The sequence below is a fragment of the Halanaerobium saccharolyticum genome, from assembly GCF_003053565.1.
GTDB lineage: Bacteria > Bacillota > Halanaerobiia > Halanaerobiales > Halanaerobiaceae > Halanaerobium > Halanaerobium saccharolyticum_B.
Genome location: NZ_QAXS01000023.1, coordinates 17,396 through 35,375, shown reverse-complemented (window position 1 = coordinate 35,375; position 17,980 = coordinate 17,396). Strand labels below are relative to the sequence as shown.

Genomic DNA, 17,980 nt, shown 5'->3' with positions numbered 1-17,980 from the left:
TCCTCTATCCTAAAAACTCAGTGCATAGATTAAAGCAACTGCAAAAGAAAGCAGAGTTGCCAAAACCGTTACCATAAAATAATCAAAATATGTTTCCTTAAATTTAAGACCTGTATAAGCCAGCATCGCCAGATAGGCACTGTTATGGGGCAGAGTATCCAGGCCAGTTGAGGCAATAATTATAAGTCGGTGCAATTTTTCTGGATCCACCATCTGGACAATGTTTTCGCCAACTGTACTTAAAGTTAAAAGCATTCCCCCGGATGCACTACCTAAAAGACCAGCAGCAATATTTGTGATAATTCCGGTCAGCAGATAGGGATTTAAAGGCAGATTTAAGAGGGTCTGCAGAAAATCTTTAAAAACCGGCAGGGATGAAATTACCTGCCCGAAGCCCATCGCCGAAGCAGCAAACATCAGTGGTAAGACTGCATTGGAGATGCTGTCATTTAAAATTTCTAAGAGATCAATCTTTCTAATATTTTTTATGATTGAAAGTACAACCCCCAGCAGTAAAGCAACTACAGGCGGTTTTGAAAATACTGCCAGCACAATAAAGACAACTAAAAGCGGCAGCATCGCTGTTAAAAAATTAAAAAGTTTAGTTAAATCCGGCTTTTTTAAAATACTGTCATTTAAATTACTACTTTCAGCTAACATTGACCTGCTCCTGTATCTCAAGTAAGCAATTGCAGCCGCTGAACCAGCCGAAATCCCCGCCAGTCCCAGGCCAAATCCGGCAAGGGCGGAAGTATTTAAATAATCCATCATGATTAAATTATGTACCTGGGGACTGCCCGGCAGAGAAAGGCCAACTATTACATTCCCCCCGGCAATAGAAGCGATGATCAGTGATTTGGGCAGACCGGCTTCTTCAAAAACTTTTTTTGCAATTGGATAGATGGTAAAAATTAAGACAAAAGCTGAAATTCCACCAATTGAAAGCAGTACACTGGCAAAAAAGATACCTACAGCTGCATAGCGGTGTGAAAGTACATCAAGCACAAATTCTCCAATTGCAGTTGCATCATCTGAGTCTTCCATTATCTTGCCCAGGACCGCACTCAGCAGAAAAATGAATAGATAATCCTGAACAAAAGAAGCAAAACCGGGCAAATACTGGGCATTCAGGATTTCTAAAATGTTTAAATTATTTAAGTATAAAATTACTGCTGATGAAAGCGGAGCAGCAACTACGATACTTACTTTTAAAATAATTAGTGTTATTAAGATTATAAAGCCAACTGTGATACTTAACAAAATTATTCTCCCTCCAAAAAACTCCAGCCAATTTTAGTTTTCATTTCATCTGATCTAATTAAAGCATATTCTGTTGCTAAAGAACCAAAAATTTCAGTAAAGATTGAAGTAAATAATATCACATTTAAGATCAGCATTGAAATATTAGCCACATTACCGGGGATATGGATAAAATCTTTTTGAATTATAAATGCTAAATCAATTGTAATTCCAATCTGAGGAATCAGACCAAAGCCAATATAATCCTCTACATGTTTGGGAGCAGATGAAAATTTCGCCCCAAAATGCGCACCTCCAACCTTACCAATAATCCTCATTAATGTATAGGCAAACGCAATTACTAAAAAGCCTGGATTAAACAGATTACTAATGTCAATTTTGGTGCCGGCCAGAATAAAGAAAGTAGCAAATAAAGGAACAGTTAAAATATCAATCTTATCTGAAACATTTAATCTTCTTTTTGGGATGTTCCTGTAAACAAAACCGACTGTTAAGTTGGCAAATAGTGGTGAAATATGTAAAAACACTGCTGCTGCAGAAGTCCCAATGATCGTTGCCAGAATTAATAAAATTTTTCGGCTCTCTGAATCACATCTAACCATTAAGTACTGAGAAATATAACCTAAGACAAAGCCGAGCAGAATTGCAGCAGTAACTCTAACTAAGGGCTCAAACAGCATATTAGTTAATGTTAATTCTAATTCGGGTGAAGCAAGTATATATGATAAGGGCTCCATAAAAGAGAAAATAAGCAGAGCCAAAAATTCATCTAAAGCCAGCACAACCATCAGGGTTGCAGAAAACTCTCCTGGAATACCATATTCCTTTAATACCATTACCGTTGCCGCTGGGGCTGTAGCAGTAGCGATTGTACCAAATAAAATAGCCACAAAAAGATCTTTGCCCAAAAGGAGCATAATTCCAGTCACCAGCACAAAAGCACCAATTGATTCGAAAATAACAATCAGAGTTAGCTCAAACTCCAATTTTTTTAAAATTTTTATGTACAAAGAAGTTCCTATCCCAAATGAGATAAAAGATACTGCCAGGACAGTGATAAAATTGAGGGTATTAAGCAAGTAACTGTGCCAGGCTAAAAATTCCCTGGGTAAAAAAGATAAACTCCTAACTACACTCTCACTGAATAATGTTCCCAAAAGTATATAACCAACTACACTGGGAATTCTGAACTTATCGGTTATAGTTTTAATTATAAATGCCGCTAAAAAGAGAAGACCAATTAAATAAATCAGTTTATGGCTCTTATGGTTAAGCAGCATCCACTGCTGTAAATTGTTTAGACTCCCCAGTACATCATAATTGTTAATCATTATCGCCCCCTTTTTTTTATTAAGGAATTAATTTGGATATTCGATTATTTACAGTAATGATTATAGCATATATCTTCACCTGATTAATAGACCTTATTTGATATTTAACTAAATTTTGAATAAAATTAACTAAAAATTATAGATGAAAAGAATAAAAACAGCCTTTTTAGCCAAAAAAATAACCCGATAATAAGATTATTACCGGGTTGAGAATCTATCAATTATTTAGATTATTATTCTACAGGTTCGATTCCAATTAAAGTCTGAACCATTCCCATCTGGAATCCACTTACTCCTCCACTAACTGGAATACCATAAGGATTATCTTCTGTAGGCCAGTTTGTCCAGTTATTGGTCATTGCCTGACCCCACATTCCATTATGCCAGAGTGGTACTGTAGGCATATCCTGCAGCAGTGTCTTTTGAATTTCAGAAGCCAGTTTTTGTTTTTCAGCTTCATCTCTAGTCATATTAAATTGATCTATTTTTTCAAATAATTCAGGGTTATCATAGGCACCCCAGTTACCATTATTAATCTCTTCACCATAAATGTTGCTGTTGGCAACTCCGTTCCAGTAATCAAATGGTGAGGATGAGCGTGTTGTCTGGAAATGAGCAATTATCAGATCAAAATCACCATTGTAGCGTTTGTGGTGAAATAGTGAAGAATCAGGGAAATTAGGATTAATGTTTAGGCCAATTTCCTGAGCGTTGTTGGCAACTATTCTGATTGCTTCCATCCAGTCTGACCAGCCGCTTGGCACCATTATTTCCAGTTCTAAAGGTGAACCATCCGGCATATCTCGCCAGCCATCTCCATCAGCATCAACATAGCCAGCTTCATCTAATATTTTTTCTGCCTGAGCAGGGTCATATTCAAATCCATATTCTTCTACAACATCTTCGTCTAGATAGTCCAGCCAGCTCTCACCAAATAGACCTGTTGGATTAGCAGCTCTTACAAGACCACCATATACTCGATCAACAATGGTCTGCTTATTGACCATATATCCCATCGCTCTGCGAAACTCGAGATCGTCAAAAGGCTCTCGCTCAAGATTCATATACATATTTGCTGTATTCCAGGAAAGCATATATGGTTGATCTTCAAACCAGGTAATAAGACCAAACTGATCTTTAATTCTCTCAATTCCAGGGATGAAATTATTACTAAAATCAACCTCACCTTTCATTAACATTCCCATTGTAATATTGTTGCTCTGGTTAACAAGGTCTACTACAAATTTAGGTTTGGGCTGACCAAAAACATCATTACCCCACCAGTTATCATCTCTTCTCCAGATCATTCTGTCCTGAGCAGAATCACTGTGAGTATAGGGACCAGTTCCAACAGGATCTTTCATTGTTCTGGTGATTAACTCTTCAGCAGGGATTTCACTCCAGATATGTTCAGGAATGATGTAGCGCTCATATAATTCTGAATCCCATTCTGCATAGTGTGGCTCAGAAAAGGTAAAACGAACTGTATAATTATCTTCTGCTTCTACACTTTCCAGCCAGTTCCAGATTGGTGAATAGTAAATTTCACTATCTTTTGCTACCTGATAGGTGAAAACAACATCTTCAGCATTGAATTCTTCACCATCAGTCCAGTTGACATTCTCTCTTAAGTTAACAACATATTCACTTTCATTAACCCATTCCCCACTTTCAGCAAGCCAGGGAGTATAATCATTTTTTACAGCATTATAGGAAAATAAAGTTTCATAAACAAATCCTCCAGTACCTCTAACCTGACTTGGCAGTAAAATATTCCAGGTTGAAGGAGGTCCCCACAGTCCACCTGTGATAACAAGAATCTCACTGCGATCTGCATCTGCCAGTCCTAAATCTTCCTGTGCCATAACTGAAAAACTGAGACTTAAAAATAAAATTAAAGATAAAACTAAAACAAATTTGCCCTTCTTACTCATTAATAAACACCCCTTTTAAATTATTTTTGATTAAAAATTCACTCCAGTTTTTCTTAAGGGATTATAGGCTTATACAAATTGAGAGCGAATAAAAATATATTCTTTCTAAATCCAGCTGCCATTCGGCATTTAGATTAATAATTATTAAAATCTTTAGCTTAACTTACCACTCATGGACACTACCGTCCAGAGCTTCTGCAACAGGTAAATATGCTTTTTGATACGGATATTCAGCTGCAGCTTCTTCGTCTATCTCACAGCCAAGCCCCGGCTTATCTGATATTTTAAGATAACCGTCTTCAAATTCTGGACCACCTTTAAAGACCTCTTTTACCTCTTTTGGGAACTGTGCAAATTCCTGAATACCAAAGTTTGCAATCGCAAAATCAAGGTGTAAATTTGCCAGATGTGCAACTGGAGAAATATCAGCTGGTCCATGCCAGGCGGTTTTAATATGAAAGGTCTCAGCAAGTGCTGCTATTTTTTTAGCCTCTGTAATTCCACCAATATGACTCAGATCACAGCGGATATAGTCTATTAATTGATCTTTGATCAGCGGCAGAGCTTCCCATCTAGTATTGAAAAGTTCTCCCATTGCCAGCGGCGTTGAAGTCTGGCTTTTAAGCTGTCTAAAACCTTCCCTGTTTTCAGGTTTTAACAAGTCTTCTAAAAATAAAAGGTCATATTTTTCTAACTTTCTGGCCAGTTTAATAGCCTCAGGCACTGTCAGGCGCTCGTGAGAATCATGAATTAAATGTACTCCATCACCTATTTCAGCTCTGATATATTTAAAGAGTTCCGGAATTGTTTTCAAATAAGGTTTAGAATCCCACTTTTCAACAAAAGGAAGTTCCAGCGCATCATCTTCAACAGTACCGTAGGTGCCGTCAAGTCCAGGTATAGCAACCTGAATTCTTAAAGCTTTATAGCCTGCTTCAATTTTCTTGAGCGCTTTTTCCTTAACTTCCTCAAAATCGTTTCCAGAAACATGGCTGTAGCAGAGAGCTTTTTCTCTGCTCTTACCCCCCAGGAGAGAATAAACCGGCAGGCCAGCTTTTTTACCCTTAATATCCCAGAGGGCCATATCAATTCCGGCCAGAGCTGTCATTAAAACAGGTCCTCCCCGCCAGTAAGTACCCTTATAAATATAGTTCCAGATATCTTCAATATTATCCGGATTCCTACCAATTAAAATTGGGGCTAAATATTCTTCCAGTGCTTCAGCTACTGCAAGCTCTCTCCCATTGAGAGTTGCATCTCCATAGCCATAGATACCGCTGTCTGTTTCAATTTTTACTACGACATAATTTCTCCCGGGAGAGGTAACAATAACTTTTAAATTCGTAATTTTCATCAGATCACCTTCATTTTCAATTTGTCAAACAAAATAATTAGTTCTAAAATACTTATTGGTTGTCGGTTGTTGGTTGTAATACAAGTTAAATTAAAAATTTTATATCTTTTTGAGCTCTTTAAATCTCTCACGGTCATCTTCTTCAGAAAGCTCTACTGCCAGCTGTGGATCTCTGGCCTCTATTGCCTGAAAAAGTTTTCTGTGACCGGCTATACTTTTTTCAAAATTACCATTTTTATTCATTTCTTCTAAATGTTTAAAGAGTATATCCTTCAATCTCAGCATCGCCTGGTATAAAATTTTATTCTTAGTTGCTCTGGCAACATTTAAATGGAATTTATAATCCCAGACAGTATATTCCTGATAATCATCCTGATGTTTTTTCATCTGCTCTAAAGCATTTTTGATTTCCTGAATGTCCTCTTCATCAGCTCTGATTGCTGCCAGACGGGCATTTTCTTTTTCGATTACACTCCTGAATTCAAGCACATCAAGTATTTCATTATCATTAAAAATCATTCCGGGAATAATATTGCTGATTATACTGCTGTTTAAATCTTTTTTCAAAAAAGTTCCCTGCCCCTGACGGGTTTCAATTAAATTTAAACCCTTTAGTTTTTGAATTGCATTCCTAATTGTATTTCTGCTGACACCATACTTCTCCGACAGTTCATTCTCTGACGGAATTTTCTGGCCAGCTTCCCAGTCGCCACTGACTATTTTTTCTTTCAGCTTTTTATATACTTCATCAACCAAGTTAACTTTTTTAATGGTATCCATTTTTATCCCCCGCTTAAAAATCAGTGGTTGTAGGTTGTTCTACAAGTTATAGGTTAATTATAGATTATATTTTTTAAAATGTCAAATAATTATTTTAATTTCAGCTTCTGAAGTATTTGCTCCTTGAACTTACCGTAATTCTCAGGATCTAAGTTCCTTGCTTCTACAATTTCCTCCGGAAAAGTTACTGCCTCAACCTCAAAGTTATCTTTTAATAAATGCTTGTTTTCCAGGGAAATATTAGTTATCTTATCGATAAAAACTTCTCTTCCCTCACGATCAGTTAAAGGTAAAATAAAAAGATATTTAAAATCTTCCAGAAAAAATATCTGATCAATATTTCTGATTCTGGAAGTAATGAGGTTTTTGATATCCATATAATATTTCTGATCAATCTTATGAGGTAGATCAATTATAACAACTGAAAAAGAAAGTTTTGACCTCATAGATCTATTTAGTTCCAGACTTAAAGTTGTTTTATAGGATTCTTCTTTTTTAAAAAGCCCTTTGTTTTCGAAAGCAGCATCAATATTGTTTACTTTTCTTAAGAGAGTTGATTTATCAAATGGTTTGGCTATAAAATCTTTTGCTCCCAGGCTGACCGCTTTTTTTATCACGCTGGCTCTATTAGCACCACTGACAACTATCACATCAATTTCAGGATACTGCTGCTTTAAAAAGTTCAATAAGTCAAAACCATTTTCACTACTTAAATAAGTATCAAGTAAAATTAGATCAATATCTTTTAGTGAAATATCACTGGCAAAAGTATTCTGCCTGACAGAAGCAGCATTATCTGACTGGTAGACATTAAAGCCTTCTGCTTTTAAGATAGAAGTTATCCTATAACGAACCAGAGTTGTATCATCAATGACTAAAATGTTTTTCATATTATATCTGACCTTTCTCTATTTCTTTTAATCAAAATTATTATCGAATTTCTCTTATTATAATTATATTCAAGAAAAGAAGATATATACCTTTTAAAACTAAATCTTATCACTTCCTGCTTTTGGCTAAAAACTTCTCAGCAAAAAAGTTGTGGAAATCTCTTGACAGTAATCTTATTCTATAGTACAATATTATTCGTGACATAAGTGGAGAGATGTCCGAATTGGCTAAGGAGCCGGACTTGAAATCCGGTGAAGCCGAAAGGTGTCAGGGTTCGAGTCCCTGTCTCTCCGCCATTGAATATTAAGGGCTGATGCCCATTTTAAGAAACCCGCTGAGAGGCGGGTTTTTTGTTGTTTGAGGGTAAATCCTGCCATAATCCTGCCATTTTAAATTTGACGACTTTAAGTTTGAGTTGTATTTTTAACCTAGACTCCCCCTTATACTTCCCATTTCTTTAAGCCAGTTTTCTAATAATTCAACTTCTTTGGGACGAGAAAAATCAGAGGCCTTTTGCAGGTGAAATAATACTCCTAATGAAGAGTCCATTAACATATGATATATGTCAGATTTTATTATATTTTTATCTCGACATATATCTAAATCAAAGAAATCACAACAGAAGTTTATATCTTCTTCAATATAATCAACAGCTTTCTGATTAAAGAATCTATTTATGTTTTTAAAGTTAACAAATTTGCTTGCAAATTTTAGATCAGCTTTCAATGATGGATAATTATTTAAAAATTCATTTAATCCACTTTTGCCCCACTTGTTTTTTATTTCGTTAAGGCCTCTACCTGTTCCTATAAAAACTGGAGGCAGCCCAACTGAATAGAGAGAGGCAGTAAAAGTAATTGCTCTAGGTAAAGCAAACTTTTTATCTGTATTGAGCTTATTTAATTTATTCTTGATACTCTCAATATTAACAAGCTTAGCAATTTCTTCTGGTCTTGCAATATCTCGGGCATAGCCAACACCACTTTTGCGGGCCAGTCTATCTCTCTGTTTGGGAATATAATCTGAGAGTTTTGCTACTTCTGGTATGATTTCAAAAAATGCATCAAGATAATTAGCTGTAAAAATTCCAACATAGTTATATAATTGTTGATATTCGGTTTCGCTATAAAAATGAGCTTTACTATTAGGTAATTCATTATTAAGTATTTTTATTAATTCAATCAATTTTGTTCGTGGTTGATCATACCTAAGACCAGATTGAATCGTGATAGTTTTAAGCCCTGGGTATGTTTCTAAGACATTATAAATGTTTTCAAGTGTCACATGTCCCCTAAAAGGTAGGGCCCCTCCCCCAAAGATAGGATAAATATTTATATTTAGAGATTCAGCTATTTTATATGCTTTAGAAAGGGCTACTCGATTTGCTAAAACTGCAGAAACATTTCCGTAAGATAATGCTGGGTCAGATCTCCCCAGCATAAATCTGAGATAATCAACAGGATAATCATTATTTCTTAATTTTGTAACAAATTGATAAATAATTGAGTCAATATTTAAAAGTTCAGGCACTTCTTCAATAAGAGGAATAATCTGTAATAAATTTTTGTTTTTTTTCATTTTGAACTCTTTTTCTGCTAATTTTGCCACAGAATCTATTCTCTTTTTCACTTCTATTAATTCATCGGCAGAACTTACCATAGGAAGAATAACTTCTATAATAGGCTGGATATCATTATATTCTTTTGCGCTAACTATAGTTTCTGTTATTGAAAGAAAAGCCATTATTTGTCTAAAAGCGGTTTCTTCATTGGCATTTGCTACTCTTGGGGTTACAAAAACTTCTTTTCCTGGTGTTATTCCATTCTCAATTAGACCTATTACAATTTGAGCAGTCTGGTGATATGGAGTTAATTTTCCTTCAAAGTCAATCATTATTTTAAACCATCAGGGATAGCTTTTAAAGCCTCAATTGCCTCTTCTGATTCTTTTTGTATAGGAACATATTCTTGAGCAGAATCAGGGTGTTGGGTCATCATTGTTACAGGTATATTTTCTCTCATCAAAATCACTCCTCATTTTGTTTAATTATCCTAACATCTTCAATATATATAATACCTGCATATTTGGAATGCAGATACTTTGCATAGATTTTCTCTACAACTTTTACTGCCTTTTCATCATCTTTAATAATTACTTCTAACCTTATATTTTCGCCATATCTACTTAAACCTCCAGATATAGATCTAATATCTCGATTTCCCTGTCCAGAAACATCCTTATAGATTGTATAAGCTGTAATATCCATTGATTCTAAATAATCGATAATTTGAGAAGAAATAATCTTTTCAGTAATAATAATTACCTTCTCTGCTCTGATCAACATAATAGAAACCTCCTTATTTTTTCATCAATAAATTTATAAATTAACTCAAAATTATTGCAATCTGATAATACAGTGGTATACCAAGTATTATGTTAAATGGAAAAATGATCCCTAGACTCATCCCTAATGCTATGGAAGGGTTTGCATCTGGAAAAGTACTTCTCATTACTGCTGGTGCTGAAATATATGAGGCTCCTGCTGCTAGAACTGCAAAAACTGTTGCTCCACCTGGACTTAAGCCGATAAAATTAGCAATTAATATTGCCATAACTGCTTGTGCAGGCGGCATTATTATTGCAATCAAATAAGTAACTGGTTTAACATTTTTTAGAACCGATATTCTTCGTCCAGTAATAATTCCTATATCCAGCATAAATATTGTAAAGATCCCGTCAAATGCAGTACTGTAAAATGGCATCAGGTCTTCTGTGCCTTTTACTCCTGCAGTTAAACCAATTATCAGACCTCCAATAATTAAAACTGTTGATTTAGACCTCAGTGACTCCTTAAAAATATTTTTAATACTATATTCATCATCTGAATCTATTTTGTTCTTTTTTAGACCGGCGTGTCCTAAAACAATACCTGTAATCAAGGCTGCTGTATCCATAAATGGATATAGTGCTGGAACAAACTCTTCAAAGTTTACTCCCATCCTGCTTAGAAAAACTATCACTGTAGTTAGGGTTACACTACTACATGCCCCATAATGACCGCCAATAGAGCCAGCATTTGCTGCATCAAATCCTATTTTTAACATTATATAATATACAGTGAAAGTAATTATAGCGCCAACTATAATAGCTGCAAGAACAGGTATTATTATTTCTGATATTCCTGTTTGTCTAACTGCAATCCCTGCCTTTAAACCTATAGAAATTAGAATAAACATAGTTAAAAAAGCTCCAAAAGAATCTGGTATTTCTAAATCAGATCTAATAATTGCAGCAATTAGTCCTAAAATAAAGAACATAATTGCTGGTGAAAGTATGTTATCGATCGCTGCTTGTAAAGAAATAATTATCATCACCTCCTTCTTGAGTTGAAATTATAATATTTAAGATAAATAAACTTAAATTAATAGGTGTTTATTTTCATTTTAATTGTCCAAATTCAAGAGTATATTAAGTTTTATTAGTTAGAAAAAACCTTATATAAACAAAAAAGGCCAACACTTTATCAATATTGATAAATTGTTGACCTAATAATGACTGGTAAAAAATACCTTTCATATATCTGCCAACTAAATATATAATTTATTAAATTTAATATTTGTTTTCTAAATTACAATCAAGTGTAACTATAATTATCTTTTCCCCGGTTTTTGTGCTTACATCAGAATGCACACTGACTAATTCAGTGTTAATTATATTTTGAATAATATTTTTGAAATTTTCTACTTCATTTTCAAATAATAAAGTCCTAACTCTTTTAACTAATTCAACACGATTATTCTCTGCCAGCCTCTTCTCTGAAATACTGAAGAATCCTTCGAGCCTAATAATTATCAAATTTTTAACGATCATAGTATTAATTTGCTTAGGACCTCTACCCATTACTTCTAATTCAAATTTGGTTACTGCCTCACTAATTTTTGCTTCAACTTGACCTTTTGTCACCTGCAATCACCCTTTTAAGATAAAACTAACAAAAGAATACCATAGTTTTATTTAAAAAGCAATAGAAGAGTTCGATAAAAAAATAAAAGTGAATTGCAATATGTAATGCACTTTTTCAGATTTCCTTCAAATTACCTGTACCTTCAGTGTTCATAAAGGTTAAAGCCTAATTTTTTCAAAAAAATTAATTTGTTTAGTGTTATCGAAAATTTCAAGTCAATTTTTAAAGCTATTTGTTTTAAACATACAAATCTGTATTTGTATTATTTAAATTCAAAGTTCAGTTTATATTTTATTAATCCTGACACAATCCTAACAAAAAATCTGATAACAGCTGATACTAGCTGATAAATCATTAGCAAAAAACACCTAAAATCACTGTTTTGGCAAAATAGTTGGCAATACCTGATACTAACTAACAATGCTCAGTACGAACTTGAAATCCGGTGAAGCCGAAAGGTGTCAGGGTTCGAGTCCCTGTCTCTCCGCCATTGAATATTAAGGGCTGATGCCCATTTTGAACCCCCACCGGGATGGTGGGGGTTTTTGTATATCCTAATTTATTAAGCTACCCAAAGATTTCGTAAGCTTTTTTAGAAGCATAAATAATTAATAATAGATTTCACTCCAACTCTCCATAATAAACCTGGCAGAGAATTAAATTTTCTAATAGCATAACTAATTTCACTTAGCATTAGTACCACTCCCGCTATCTTTATTTGTTATTACAAATATTTAGTAAAAATTTTTCAAAAAAAGAGGGACTCCTTAATATAAATGAAGTCCCTTCATCCTTTTATTCAAACTCCACTATTTCAAAAGAACTTTTCAGATTTTTACTGGGAGTATCCAGTTTTTTGTAAACTGCTGCTGTGTTCACATATTTAGATAATCCTTTTGGTATATCTTTGCTTTTAGTATTATCATAGCCAAAGGATCTCAATATATCTTTGACCATTACACCCATAGTTTGTTTAGAAAAGCTGTTATTAAGATTAAATATTTCCTGTTCTCCATAAAGGTCTTCTATTTCAGAAATAGAAGCAGCTAGGGCAGGTATTTCTAATTCACTAAAAACCATCATTCTGTAGATGTTTTCACCTTCTGCTAAAAGATTGTATATTTCTTTAGCTATTTGATTGTCACTAAATTTTTGATGTCTTGGATTCCTCTCAATAAAAGAATTAAAATCAATTTTATAATTTTCCATTTAATCCACTCCTTAGATATAAGATATTCATTATAATTATTTTTAAAATCTATTTAAAGTTTTAAAATATTCAATATTATAGGGGGAGTCTTCACTGAAAATTAGGGCCTTAAAAAATGAAATTTTATAGGAATCTTTTTCTTTAAGCTTAAAAACAGCAAAAGCATCTTCTTTTTCTGAAAAAGCATAAATATAATTTTGAGGGACAAAAATTTCTGCTTCTGGAGCAAAAAAGATACAATAATACTGATTGTCTCTAAACTTAAAACTTTTTATTTGATAATTGTCTATCATTTTTTTAAAATCTCCTGCTTTCATTTGAAATTCGATTCCTTTTATATATAACTCATTGTCCAGATCATTCTGAAATTGATCTATAAAATCTTCGTCTCGTGCTTCAACATATTTTTTATCAGGCCAGTTAAGTTTATTTAACTGATCGCTGAGATCATTATCTGATTTTAAAGTATAATTGATTTTTTTGAATACAGTGTCATCATCACGACAACAAATATTCTTAAGATAAATATAGCCCATTTCCCACTCATTATAAGTTATATCCATAAATTTAACCCCCTATTATGTTTTTGAAAAATTTCTTGCCAGAGAGAGTTTCTCAAGTCTATTCTTTTTTGTTTGAGATAAATGCAATAATATAATTAAGGATTTTTTCAATATAAGCCATTTTATTTAAACCAATTATATTCACCCCTTTGTATTTAATATATTTATTATAGTATATTTAAATGTGGCTGTCAAGAAGTTTGAGAAAATTATATTGAAAATAAAGGGGGTTTTTTACATTTGTAGAATTAATTATATAGAAATTAGTTTAAAAGATATTGTAATAATTACTTAAAAATGTATTGAAAACAGCTTAAATTAATAAAAACCTGGAAGGATGATAAAATGGAAAACAAAAAGATCTTAGAAAAATTAAAGAAAAGTTGCTCATACTCATCACACATTAGTTTACCAAGTAAAATCGATTTTTATCTAAATAATAATGAACTTAATCTGGTTATGAGTGAAGAATGTGTAGTTGAAAATATGCAGGAAAACAATGCTGCTTTTGAAGGCTGGTGTGTTACACTTATCAGATGGTTAAAAGAAGATATTAATAAAGTTATACTGAAATGGTCTGAACCTGATAATCTTGATAATCAACACTATCAAAGATTTTTGTATCGGGTTAAAAATTTTAATAATATGTATTCGTGGTTTGAAATTGAAAATCATCAATATTTAAATCATCTAAAACTAAAGTTCAATTCCAAAAATAATTATTACATAAATGTTCCGGGTGAAAGAGAAATAGAAGAAAATAATAACAAATTGGATAACGAAAAAAATGTGGAAAGTGTTTTAGCAGCTGCAGGAATTAATACAGAAACTAAAGATATATTAAAAAAAGAAAATTTAAGTTTTCAATTACCTGTGGGGGTATTTAATAAAAAACCTATCAAAGATGAAAATAGAATTTTCCCAGGGGGAAAAAGTGCAATTGATTTATTTGGAGTAGAATCAGATACAACTTATATCTTTGAATTAAAAGTTAATAGTAAAATGATAGGAATTCTAACTCAAATATATTTCTATTCTATGATAGTAAAAGCTATTCAAAAAAATAATTTAAAACCAGCTGAAAAGAATGATTCTATTGAAAAAATCAGAGCAACAGATAAATTATCAGCTTATATGATTGCCGATGAATTCCATCCGTTAATTGATAATAAAGTTCTTGATATTATGAATGAGGGTATCGAAGAGATAGAATTTAAAGCTCTTAATTTTATCTTAAATAAATTTAGTCTCTCTTATTTTGATAGATAATAATTATTAAATTAATTAAGAGCAGATATCACTTTTTTAATTAGTCATATCTGCTCAGATAATCAACGGGATAATTTAATTTCCTTTAAACGTAAAGACTTCGTAATTTTCCTGCAGATGCTGATATACTCTGCAGAAATGCTGGTATTTAGATTCTAAATAAGAAGAAAAATCAGAATCTCCCTCATTATTAACTTTTTTATATTCCGGCAAATATTTTAATAAATCCTGATAAGCTACTCCATCAACAACTTTAATTCCCATCATAGCAGCGCCTATAGCCGTATTTTGATTATAATCAGGAATATATTTAATTTCACCAAGCAAATAAGAAATTAATTTCATAAAATGATCTGTCAATCCAAGGCCGCCAGTCATTATAAGCTCAACCTGATCACTACTATTTAATCTTCGTAAATCTTCATAAATAAGTTTTAAATGAAAAGCAATACTTTCATAAACAGCAAGAACCATATCGCCTCGGTTGTGATTTAAAGAAAGTCCATAAAATAAAGCTCTTGTCTTTTCATTATAACTGGGTGCTCTCTCTCCCATCATTGTTGGAATGTAAATAATCTCATTGCCCTGATAAGGTATTTTAGGCAGGTTATCTCTGCTAAATTTTTTAATATCTTTATATTCTAATTGCTTTTTAAACCAATTTAAAACCACACCGGCACCATTAGTGGCCTCACCAGTTATATAAAAATCCTCATCGATAAAATAATTCCAGGCTCTACCTTTAGGATCATAACTATATTCAGATGAAGTATATCGAACTGCAGAACTTGAACCAGCTGTTAATACAATTTTACTTTTATCTATTGAACCTGCTCCCAGATTGGCCAGAGCTCCATCAGTGGATCCTAAAATTCCTTTAGTTTCTTTTCCATTAATTTTAAATTTAAAAATATGATGGCCGGAATAAACTTTTGCTAAATCATTTTCAGTTAAATCAAGAATTTGCAATATTTTTTTATCATATTCTTTCTTTAATGAATTAAAAATGCCTGAGGTTGAGGCAAGGGAATAATCTGTTTTCCACTTTCCGCTTAATTTAAAAATAATATATTCTTTGATTGAAACATATTTATCTATCTTCTCATGTATATTTTCTTTTAACCACATTATTTTAGCCGGCCAGTAAGAAGAATGGAGGGGACAGCCAGTTCTAGAATAAAATAAATCTGATTTATAATTTTGGCTCAGCTGATCCCTGTATTTTTCTCCCCTGCTGTCAGCCCAAATAATTAAATTGCTCAATTTATTTCCTTTTTCATTTACAGCCATAATACTGTGCATCACTGAACAAAAGATTATATATAAGTCTTCCTGTCCAAACTTCTCTATAACTTCAGCCAGCAAAGTATAAACTGCATCAAATATCTGATCCGGGTCCTGCTCTGCCCAGCCCTGTTGAGGAGAAAAAAGATCATATTTAATAGAATTTTCATGTTTTAATACTAAATTTTCTGTAACAACATCAATCCTGACACCATTTGTACCGATATCAAGTCCAGCAAATAATTTCATTTCGCTCACCAGTCCCTCTATATAAACATTTTTCTATATATTAAACTATATTCTTTACAAAATATTGAAATCCTTGTTTTAATTTAGTAGATAAGAGGTATCTCTTTTCCTTTCTTGAATATATTAAATAAGAAAATAATTTAATTATATAAAAGTAATTAGAGAAAGGAATGAATAAAATGAAAATAATTTTATCACCGAGCAAAACTCAGAATCATGAAAGACAGAGAGAAGAAAAAGGTAAAAAAATTCTAAAAGAAGATATGACTAAAAAGTTATTCAATTACCTTAAGTCACTTGCAAAAGATGAGTTGGGAAAAGAACTTGATATTCAGGGTAAGCTTTTAGATAGAACTTATGCGCTTTATCAGGAACACAATTTTGAAGATCAGACTCTCCCGGCTATTGAATGTTACAATGGATCAGCATTTAAGCAGATTGATATAGCTAATTATAATAAAGACCAGTTTTCATATATGCAGGATAAGCTAATTATAATTTCTCCCATGTATGGGCCCTTACATTCAAATACTGAAATTTGGCCTTACAGACTTGAAATGAGGCTGAAACCTGATAATATTAATCTAAATGAATACTGGCAGGAAGTAATTAAAGACTACTTTGCTGATGTTGATTTAATTATCAATTTAGCTTCCAATGAATACAGTAAGATAGTTGAAAATAATTATCAGGGAGAAATAATTGATTTTTACTTTAAAGAAGAAAACGAGGACGGCAGCCTTAAAACAGTTGGCTATTATGTTAAGCATAATAGAGGTAAACTTCTAAATGAACTGGTTAAAAACCAAATTGAAAGCACAGACCAAATAAAAAATATTAATCTAGATGGATATGTGTTTAATGAAGAAAAATCTTCCGAAAGTGAATTTTATTTTATTAAACCCTTTGAAAAATAATATTATTTGTAATTTAAAAACCCGCTCCAGGGCGGGTTTTTATCATTTAGAATAATTATTTAGACTAAAGTTTATTTCCAAATTATTAAACTTCAAACTTAACCCCAGCTAAGCCTTTAACTCCAGCCTGATATCTAAAAATTCCTCCAGCAAGTGGCTGCGCTTCTTTTTCTTCTTCACTTAAACCAACACTGGCAGTTGTGATATATAGTTCATCCAGATTTTTACCGCCAAAAGCACAGGAAGTAACATTAGAAACTGGAAGCTGAACAGAATCTATCTTCTCTCCGCTGTTTGGATTCCATCTTGATACCTGTCCCCCACCAAAGTGTGCTATCCAGAGCTTGCCTTCTGCATCAATAGTCATTCCATCCGGCACTCCTTCAGCTTCTGCAAAAGAAATGATTACTCTTTTATTTGTAATCTCAGCAGTTTCCAGATCATAATCAAAAGCCAAAACTTCTTTAGTTGGTGAGTCTATATAATACATTGTCTTATTATCAAGACTCCAGGCCAGACCATTAGAAATTTTAACATTTTTAATCTTTTCCACTAAATTTAATTCCTGATCCAGACAGTACAAAGTCCCGAGTTCCCTTTTTTCTTCCAGATCCATAGTTCCCACCCAAAATCTACCTCTGCGGTCACACTTACCATCATTAAATCTTGTTTGATCGTTATTTGATTCTGGATTGACTAAAAATTCCTGCTCCGAAGTTTTGGCATCAATTAGATAGAGACCATCTTCTAGAGCAGCCAGCAGTTTCCCGTTTTCTGCTGGTATCAGGGCTCCTATCATTTTATCAAGCTGAATAAGCTCATTTTTAGCTGCTGCTGGATTATAGAGATTAATTGTCTTTCCCAAAATATCGACCCAGTATAAAAACTGTTTTTCTTGGTCCCAAAAAGGTCCTTCTGCAATTTGAGCCTTAGCATCCAAGACAAGCTCAAGTTTTTCATTAATTGTTTTCATC

Annotated in this window: 17 protein-coding genes and 1 tRNA gene; 3 read left to right on the top strand and 15 right to left on the bottom strand. The window is 33.0% G+C overall.

The features are described 5' to 3' along the window. Window positions 1-9: 9 nt before the first annotated feature. From C8C76_RS09650 to C8C76_RS09625, 6 genes are all read right to left on the bottom strand, one after another. Window positions 10-1,260 carry a GntP family permease gene (locus tag C8C76_RS09650; RefSeq protein WP_108141100.1) on the bottom strand — a complete coding sequence of 417 codons (1,251 nt, stop codon included), beginning with the start codon at window positions 1,258-1,260 and terminating at the stop codon, window positions 10-12. Window positions 1,261-1,262: 2 nt separating this feature from the next. Next, a complete protein-coding gene (locus tag C8C76_RS09645) occupies window positions 1,263-2,591 on the bottom strand; it encodes a cation:proton antiporter (RefSeq protein WP_258222469.1) in 1,329 nt (442 codons plus the stop codon). Between the two features lie 233 nt (window positions 2,592-2,824). Continuing rightward, window positions 2,825-4,525: an ABC transporter substrate-binding protein gene (locus C8C76_RS09640; protein ID WP_108141098.1), complete on the bottom strand. Its 1,701-nt coding sequence runs from the start codon at window positions 4,523-4,525 to the stop codon at window positions 2,825-2,827. Window positions 4,526-4,688: 163 nt separating this feature from the next. Next, window positions 4,689-5,879, bottom strand: a complete 1,191-nt coding sequence (gene manD, locus C8C76_RS09635) for a D-mannonate dehydratase ManD (protein ID WP_108141097.1) — start codon at window positions 5,877-5,879, stop codon at window positions 4,689-4,691. Window positions 5,880-5,978: 99 nt separating this feature from the next. Continuing rightward, entirely contained in the window at window positions 5,979-6,659 is a 681-nt protein-coding gene (locus tag C8C76_RS09630) for a FadR/GntR family transcriptional regulator (protein ID WP_108141095.1), read from the bottom strand. Between the two features lie 89 nt (window positions 6,660-6,748). Next, window positions 6,749-7,549, bottom strand: a complete 801-nt coding sequence (locus C8C76_RS09625; RefSeq protein ID WP_108141093.1) for a response regulator — start codon at window positions 7,547-7,549, stop codon at window positions 6,749-6,751. A 209-nt stretch (window positions 7,550-7,758) separates the two neighbouring features. On the opposite strand from C8C76_RS09625, the gene C8C76_RS09620 reads away from it, so the two are divergent. After that, window positions 7,759-7,846, top strand: a tRNA-Ser gene (locus C8C76_RS09620). Window positions 7,847-7,973: 127 nt separating this feature from the next. Here C8C76_RS09620 and ppcA read toward each other — a convergent pair. From ppcA to C8C76_RS09590, 7 genes are all read right to left on the bottom strand, one after another. Then, a complete protein-coding gene (ppcA, locus tag C8C76_RS09615) occupies window positions 7,974-9,443 on the bottom strand; it encodes a phosphoenolpyruvate carboxylase (protein WP_108141091.1) in 1,470 nt (489 codons plus the stop codon). Beyond that, complete coding sequence (locus C8C76_RS15380; protein WP_258222468.1) at window positions 9,443-9,571, bottom strand: hypothetical protein; 129 nt, start codon at window positions 9,569-9,571, stop codon at window positions 9,443-9,445. The genes ppcA and C8C76_RS15380 overlap by 1 nt, the downstream gene beginning before the upstream one ends. Window positions 9,572-9,576: 5 nt before the next feature. Continuing rightward, window positions 9,577-9,894, bottom strand: coding sequence for a P-II family nitrogen regulator (locus C8C76_RS09610; RefSeq protein ID WP_108141089.1), 318 nt, complete (start codon window positions 9,892-9,894; stop codon window positions 9,577-9,579). A 40-nt stretch (window positions 9,895-9,934) separates the two neighbouring features. After that, a complete protein-coding gene (locus C8C76_RS09605; RefSeq protein WP_108141087.1) occupies window positions 9,935-10,921 on the bottom strand; it encodes a sodium-dependent bicarbonate transport family permease in 987 nt (328 codons plus the stop codon). 238 nt (window positions 10,922-11,159) lie between these two features. Continuing rightward, window positions 11,160-11,513: a DUF2294 domain-containing protein gene (locus C8C76_RS09600; RefSeq protein WP_073159370.1), complete on the bottom strand. Its 354-nt coding sequence runs from the start codon at window positions 11,511-11,513 to the stop codon at window positions 11,160-11,162. Between the two features lie 796 nt (window positions 11,514-12,309). Further along, window positions 12,310-12,723: a hypothetical protein gene (locus C8C76_RS09595; protein WP_108141085.1), complete on the bottom strand. Its 414-nt coding sequence runs from the start codon at window positions 12,721-12,723 to the stop codon at window positions 12,310-12,312. 42 nt (window positions 12,724-12,765) lie between these two features. Continuing rightward, the gene (locus C8C76_RS09590; protein WP_108141083.1) at window positions 12,766-13,287 is read right to left on the bottom strand and encodes a hypothetical protein; all 522 of its coding nucleotides are present in this window, start codon (window positions 13,285-13,287) and stop codon (window positions 12,766-12,768) included. 345 nt (window positions 13,288-13,632) lie between these two features. On the opposite strand from C8C76_RS09590, the gene C8C76_RS09585 reads away from it, so the two are divergent. Continuing rightward, entirely contained in the window at window positions 13,633-14,556 is a 924-nt protein-coding gene (locus C8C76_RS09585) for a hypothetical protein (RefSeq protein WP_108141081.1), read from the top strand. Between the two features lie 75 nt (window positions 14,557-14,631). Here the strand turns inward: C8C76_RS09585 and C8C76_RS09580 are convergent, their stop codons facing one another. After that, window positions 14,632-16,089 (bottom strand): gluconokinase, encoded by a 1,458-nt coding sequence (locus tag C8C76_RS09580; protein WP_108141079.1) that lies wholly within the window; start codon window positions 16,087-16,089, stop codon window positions 14,632-14,634. A 179-nt stretch (window positions 16,090-16,268) separates the two neighbouring features. On the opposite strand from C8C76_RS09580, the gene C8C76_RS09575 reads away from it, so the two are divergent. After that, the gene (locus C8C76_RS09575; RefSeq protein WP_108141077.1) at window positions 16,269-17,006 is read left to right on the top strand and encodes a YaaA family protein; all 738 of its coding nucleotides are present in this window, start codon (window positions 16,269-16,271) and stop codon (window positions 17,004-17,006) included. An 85-nt stretch (window positions 17,007-17,091) separates the two neighbouring features. Here the strand turns inward: C8C76_RS09575 and C8C76_RS09570 are convergent, their stop codons facing one another. After that, entirely contained in the window at window positions 17,092-17,979 is an 888-nt protein-coding gene (locus tag C8C76_RS09570; RefSeq protein ID WP_219909380.1) for an SMP-30/gluconolactonase/LRE family protein, read from the bottom strand. Window position 17,980 lies beyond the last annotated feature (1 nt).

Excerpts from the sequence above, each read along its gene's own strand:
- C8C76_RS09645 (WP_258222469.1), bottom strand. The coding sequence starts at position 2,591 with ATGATTAACAATTATGATGTACTGGGGAGTCTAAACAATTTACAGCAG.
- C8C76_RS09640 (WP_108141098.1), bottom strand. The coding sequence starts at position 4,525 with ATGAGTAAGAAGGGCAAATTTGTTTTAGTTTTATCTTTAATTTTATTT.
- manD (WP_108141097.1), bottom strand. The coding sequence starts at position 5,879 with ATGAAAATTACGAATTTAAAAGTTATTGTTACCTCTCCCGGGAGAAAT.
- C8C76_RS09630 (WP_108141095.1), bottom strand. The coding sequence starts at position 6,659 with ATGGATACCATTAAAAAAGTTAACTTGGTTGATGAAGTATATAAAAAG.
- C8C76_RS09625 (WP_108141093.1), bottom strand. The coding sequence starts at position 7,549 with ATGAAAAACATTTTAGTCATTGATGATACAACTCTGGTTCGTTATAGG.
- ppcA (WP_108141091.1), bottom strand. The coding sequence starts at position 9,443 with ATGATTGACTTTGAAGGAAAATTAACTCCATATCACCAGACTGCTCAA.
- C8C76_RS15380 (WP_258222468.1), bottom strand. The coding sequence starts at position 9,571 with ATGAGAGAAAATATACCTGTAACAATGATGACCCAACACCCTGATTCT.
- C8C76_RS09610 (WP_108141089.1), bottom strand. The coding sequence starts at position 9,894 with ATGTTGATCAGAGCAGAGAAGGTAATTATTATTACTGAAAAGATTATT.
- C8C76_RS09605 (WP_108141087.1), bottom strand. The coding sequence starts at position 10,921 with ATGATAATTATTTCTTTACAAGCAGCGATCGATAACATACTTTCACCA.
- C8C76_RS09595 (WP_108141085.1), bottom strand. The coding sequence starts at position 12,723 with ATGGAAAATTATAAAATTGATTTTAATTCTTTTATTGAGAGGAATCCA.
- C8C76_RS09590 (WP_108141083.1), bottom strand. The coding sequence starts at position 13,287 with ATGGATATAACTTATAATGAGTGGGAAATGGGCTATATTTATCTTAAG.
- C8C76_RS09585 (WP_108141081.1), top strand. The coding sequence starts at position 13,633 with ATGGAAAACAAAAAGATCTTAGAAAAATTAAAGAAAAGTTGCTCATAC.
- C8C76_RS09580 (WP_108141079.1), bottom strand. The coding sequence starts at position 16,089 with ATGAAATTATTTGCTGGACTTGATATCGGTACAAATGGTGTCAGGATT.
- C8C76_RS09575 (WP_108141077.1), top strand. The coding sequence starts at position 16,269 with ATGAAAATAATTTTATCACCGAGCAAAACTCAGAATCATGAAAGACAG.
- C8C76_RS09570 (WP_219909380.1), bottom strand. The coding sequence starts at position 17,979 with ATGAAAACAATTAATGAAAAACTTGAGCTTGTCTTGGATGCTAAGGCT.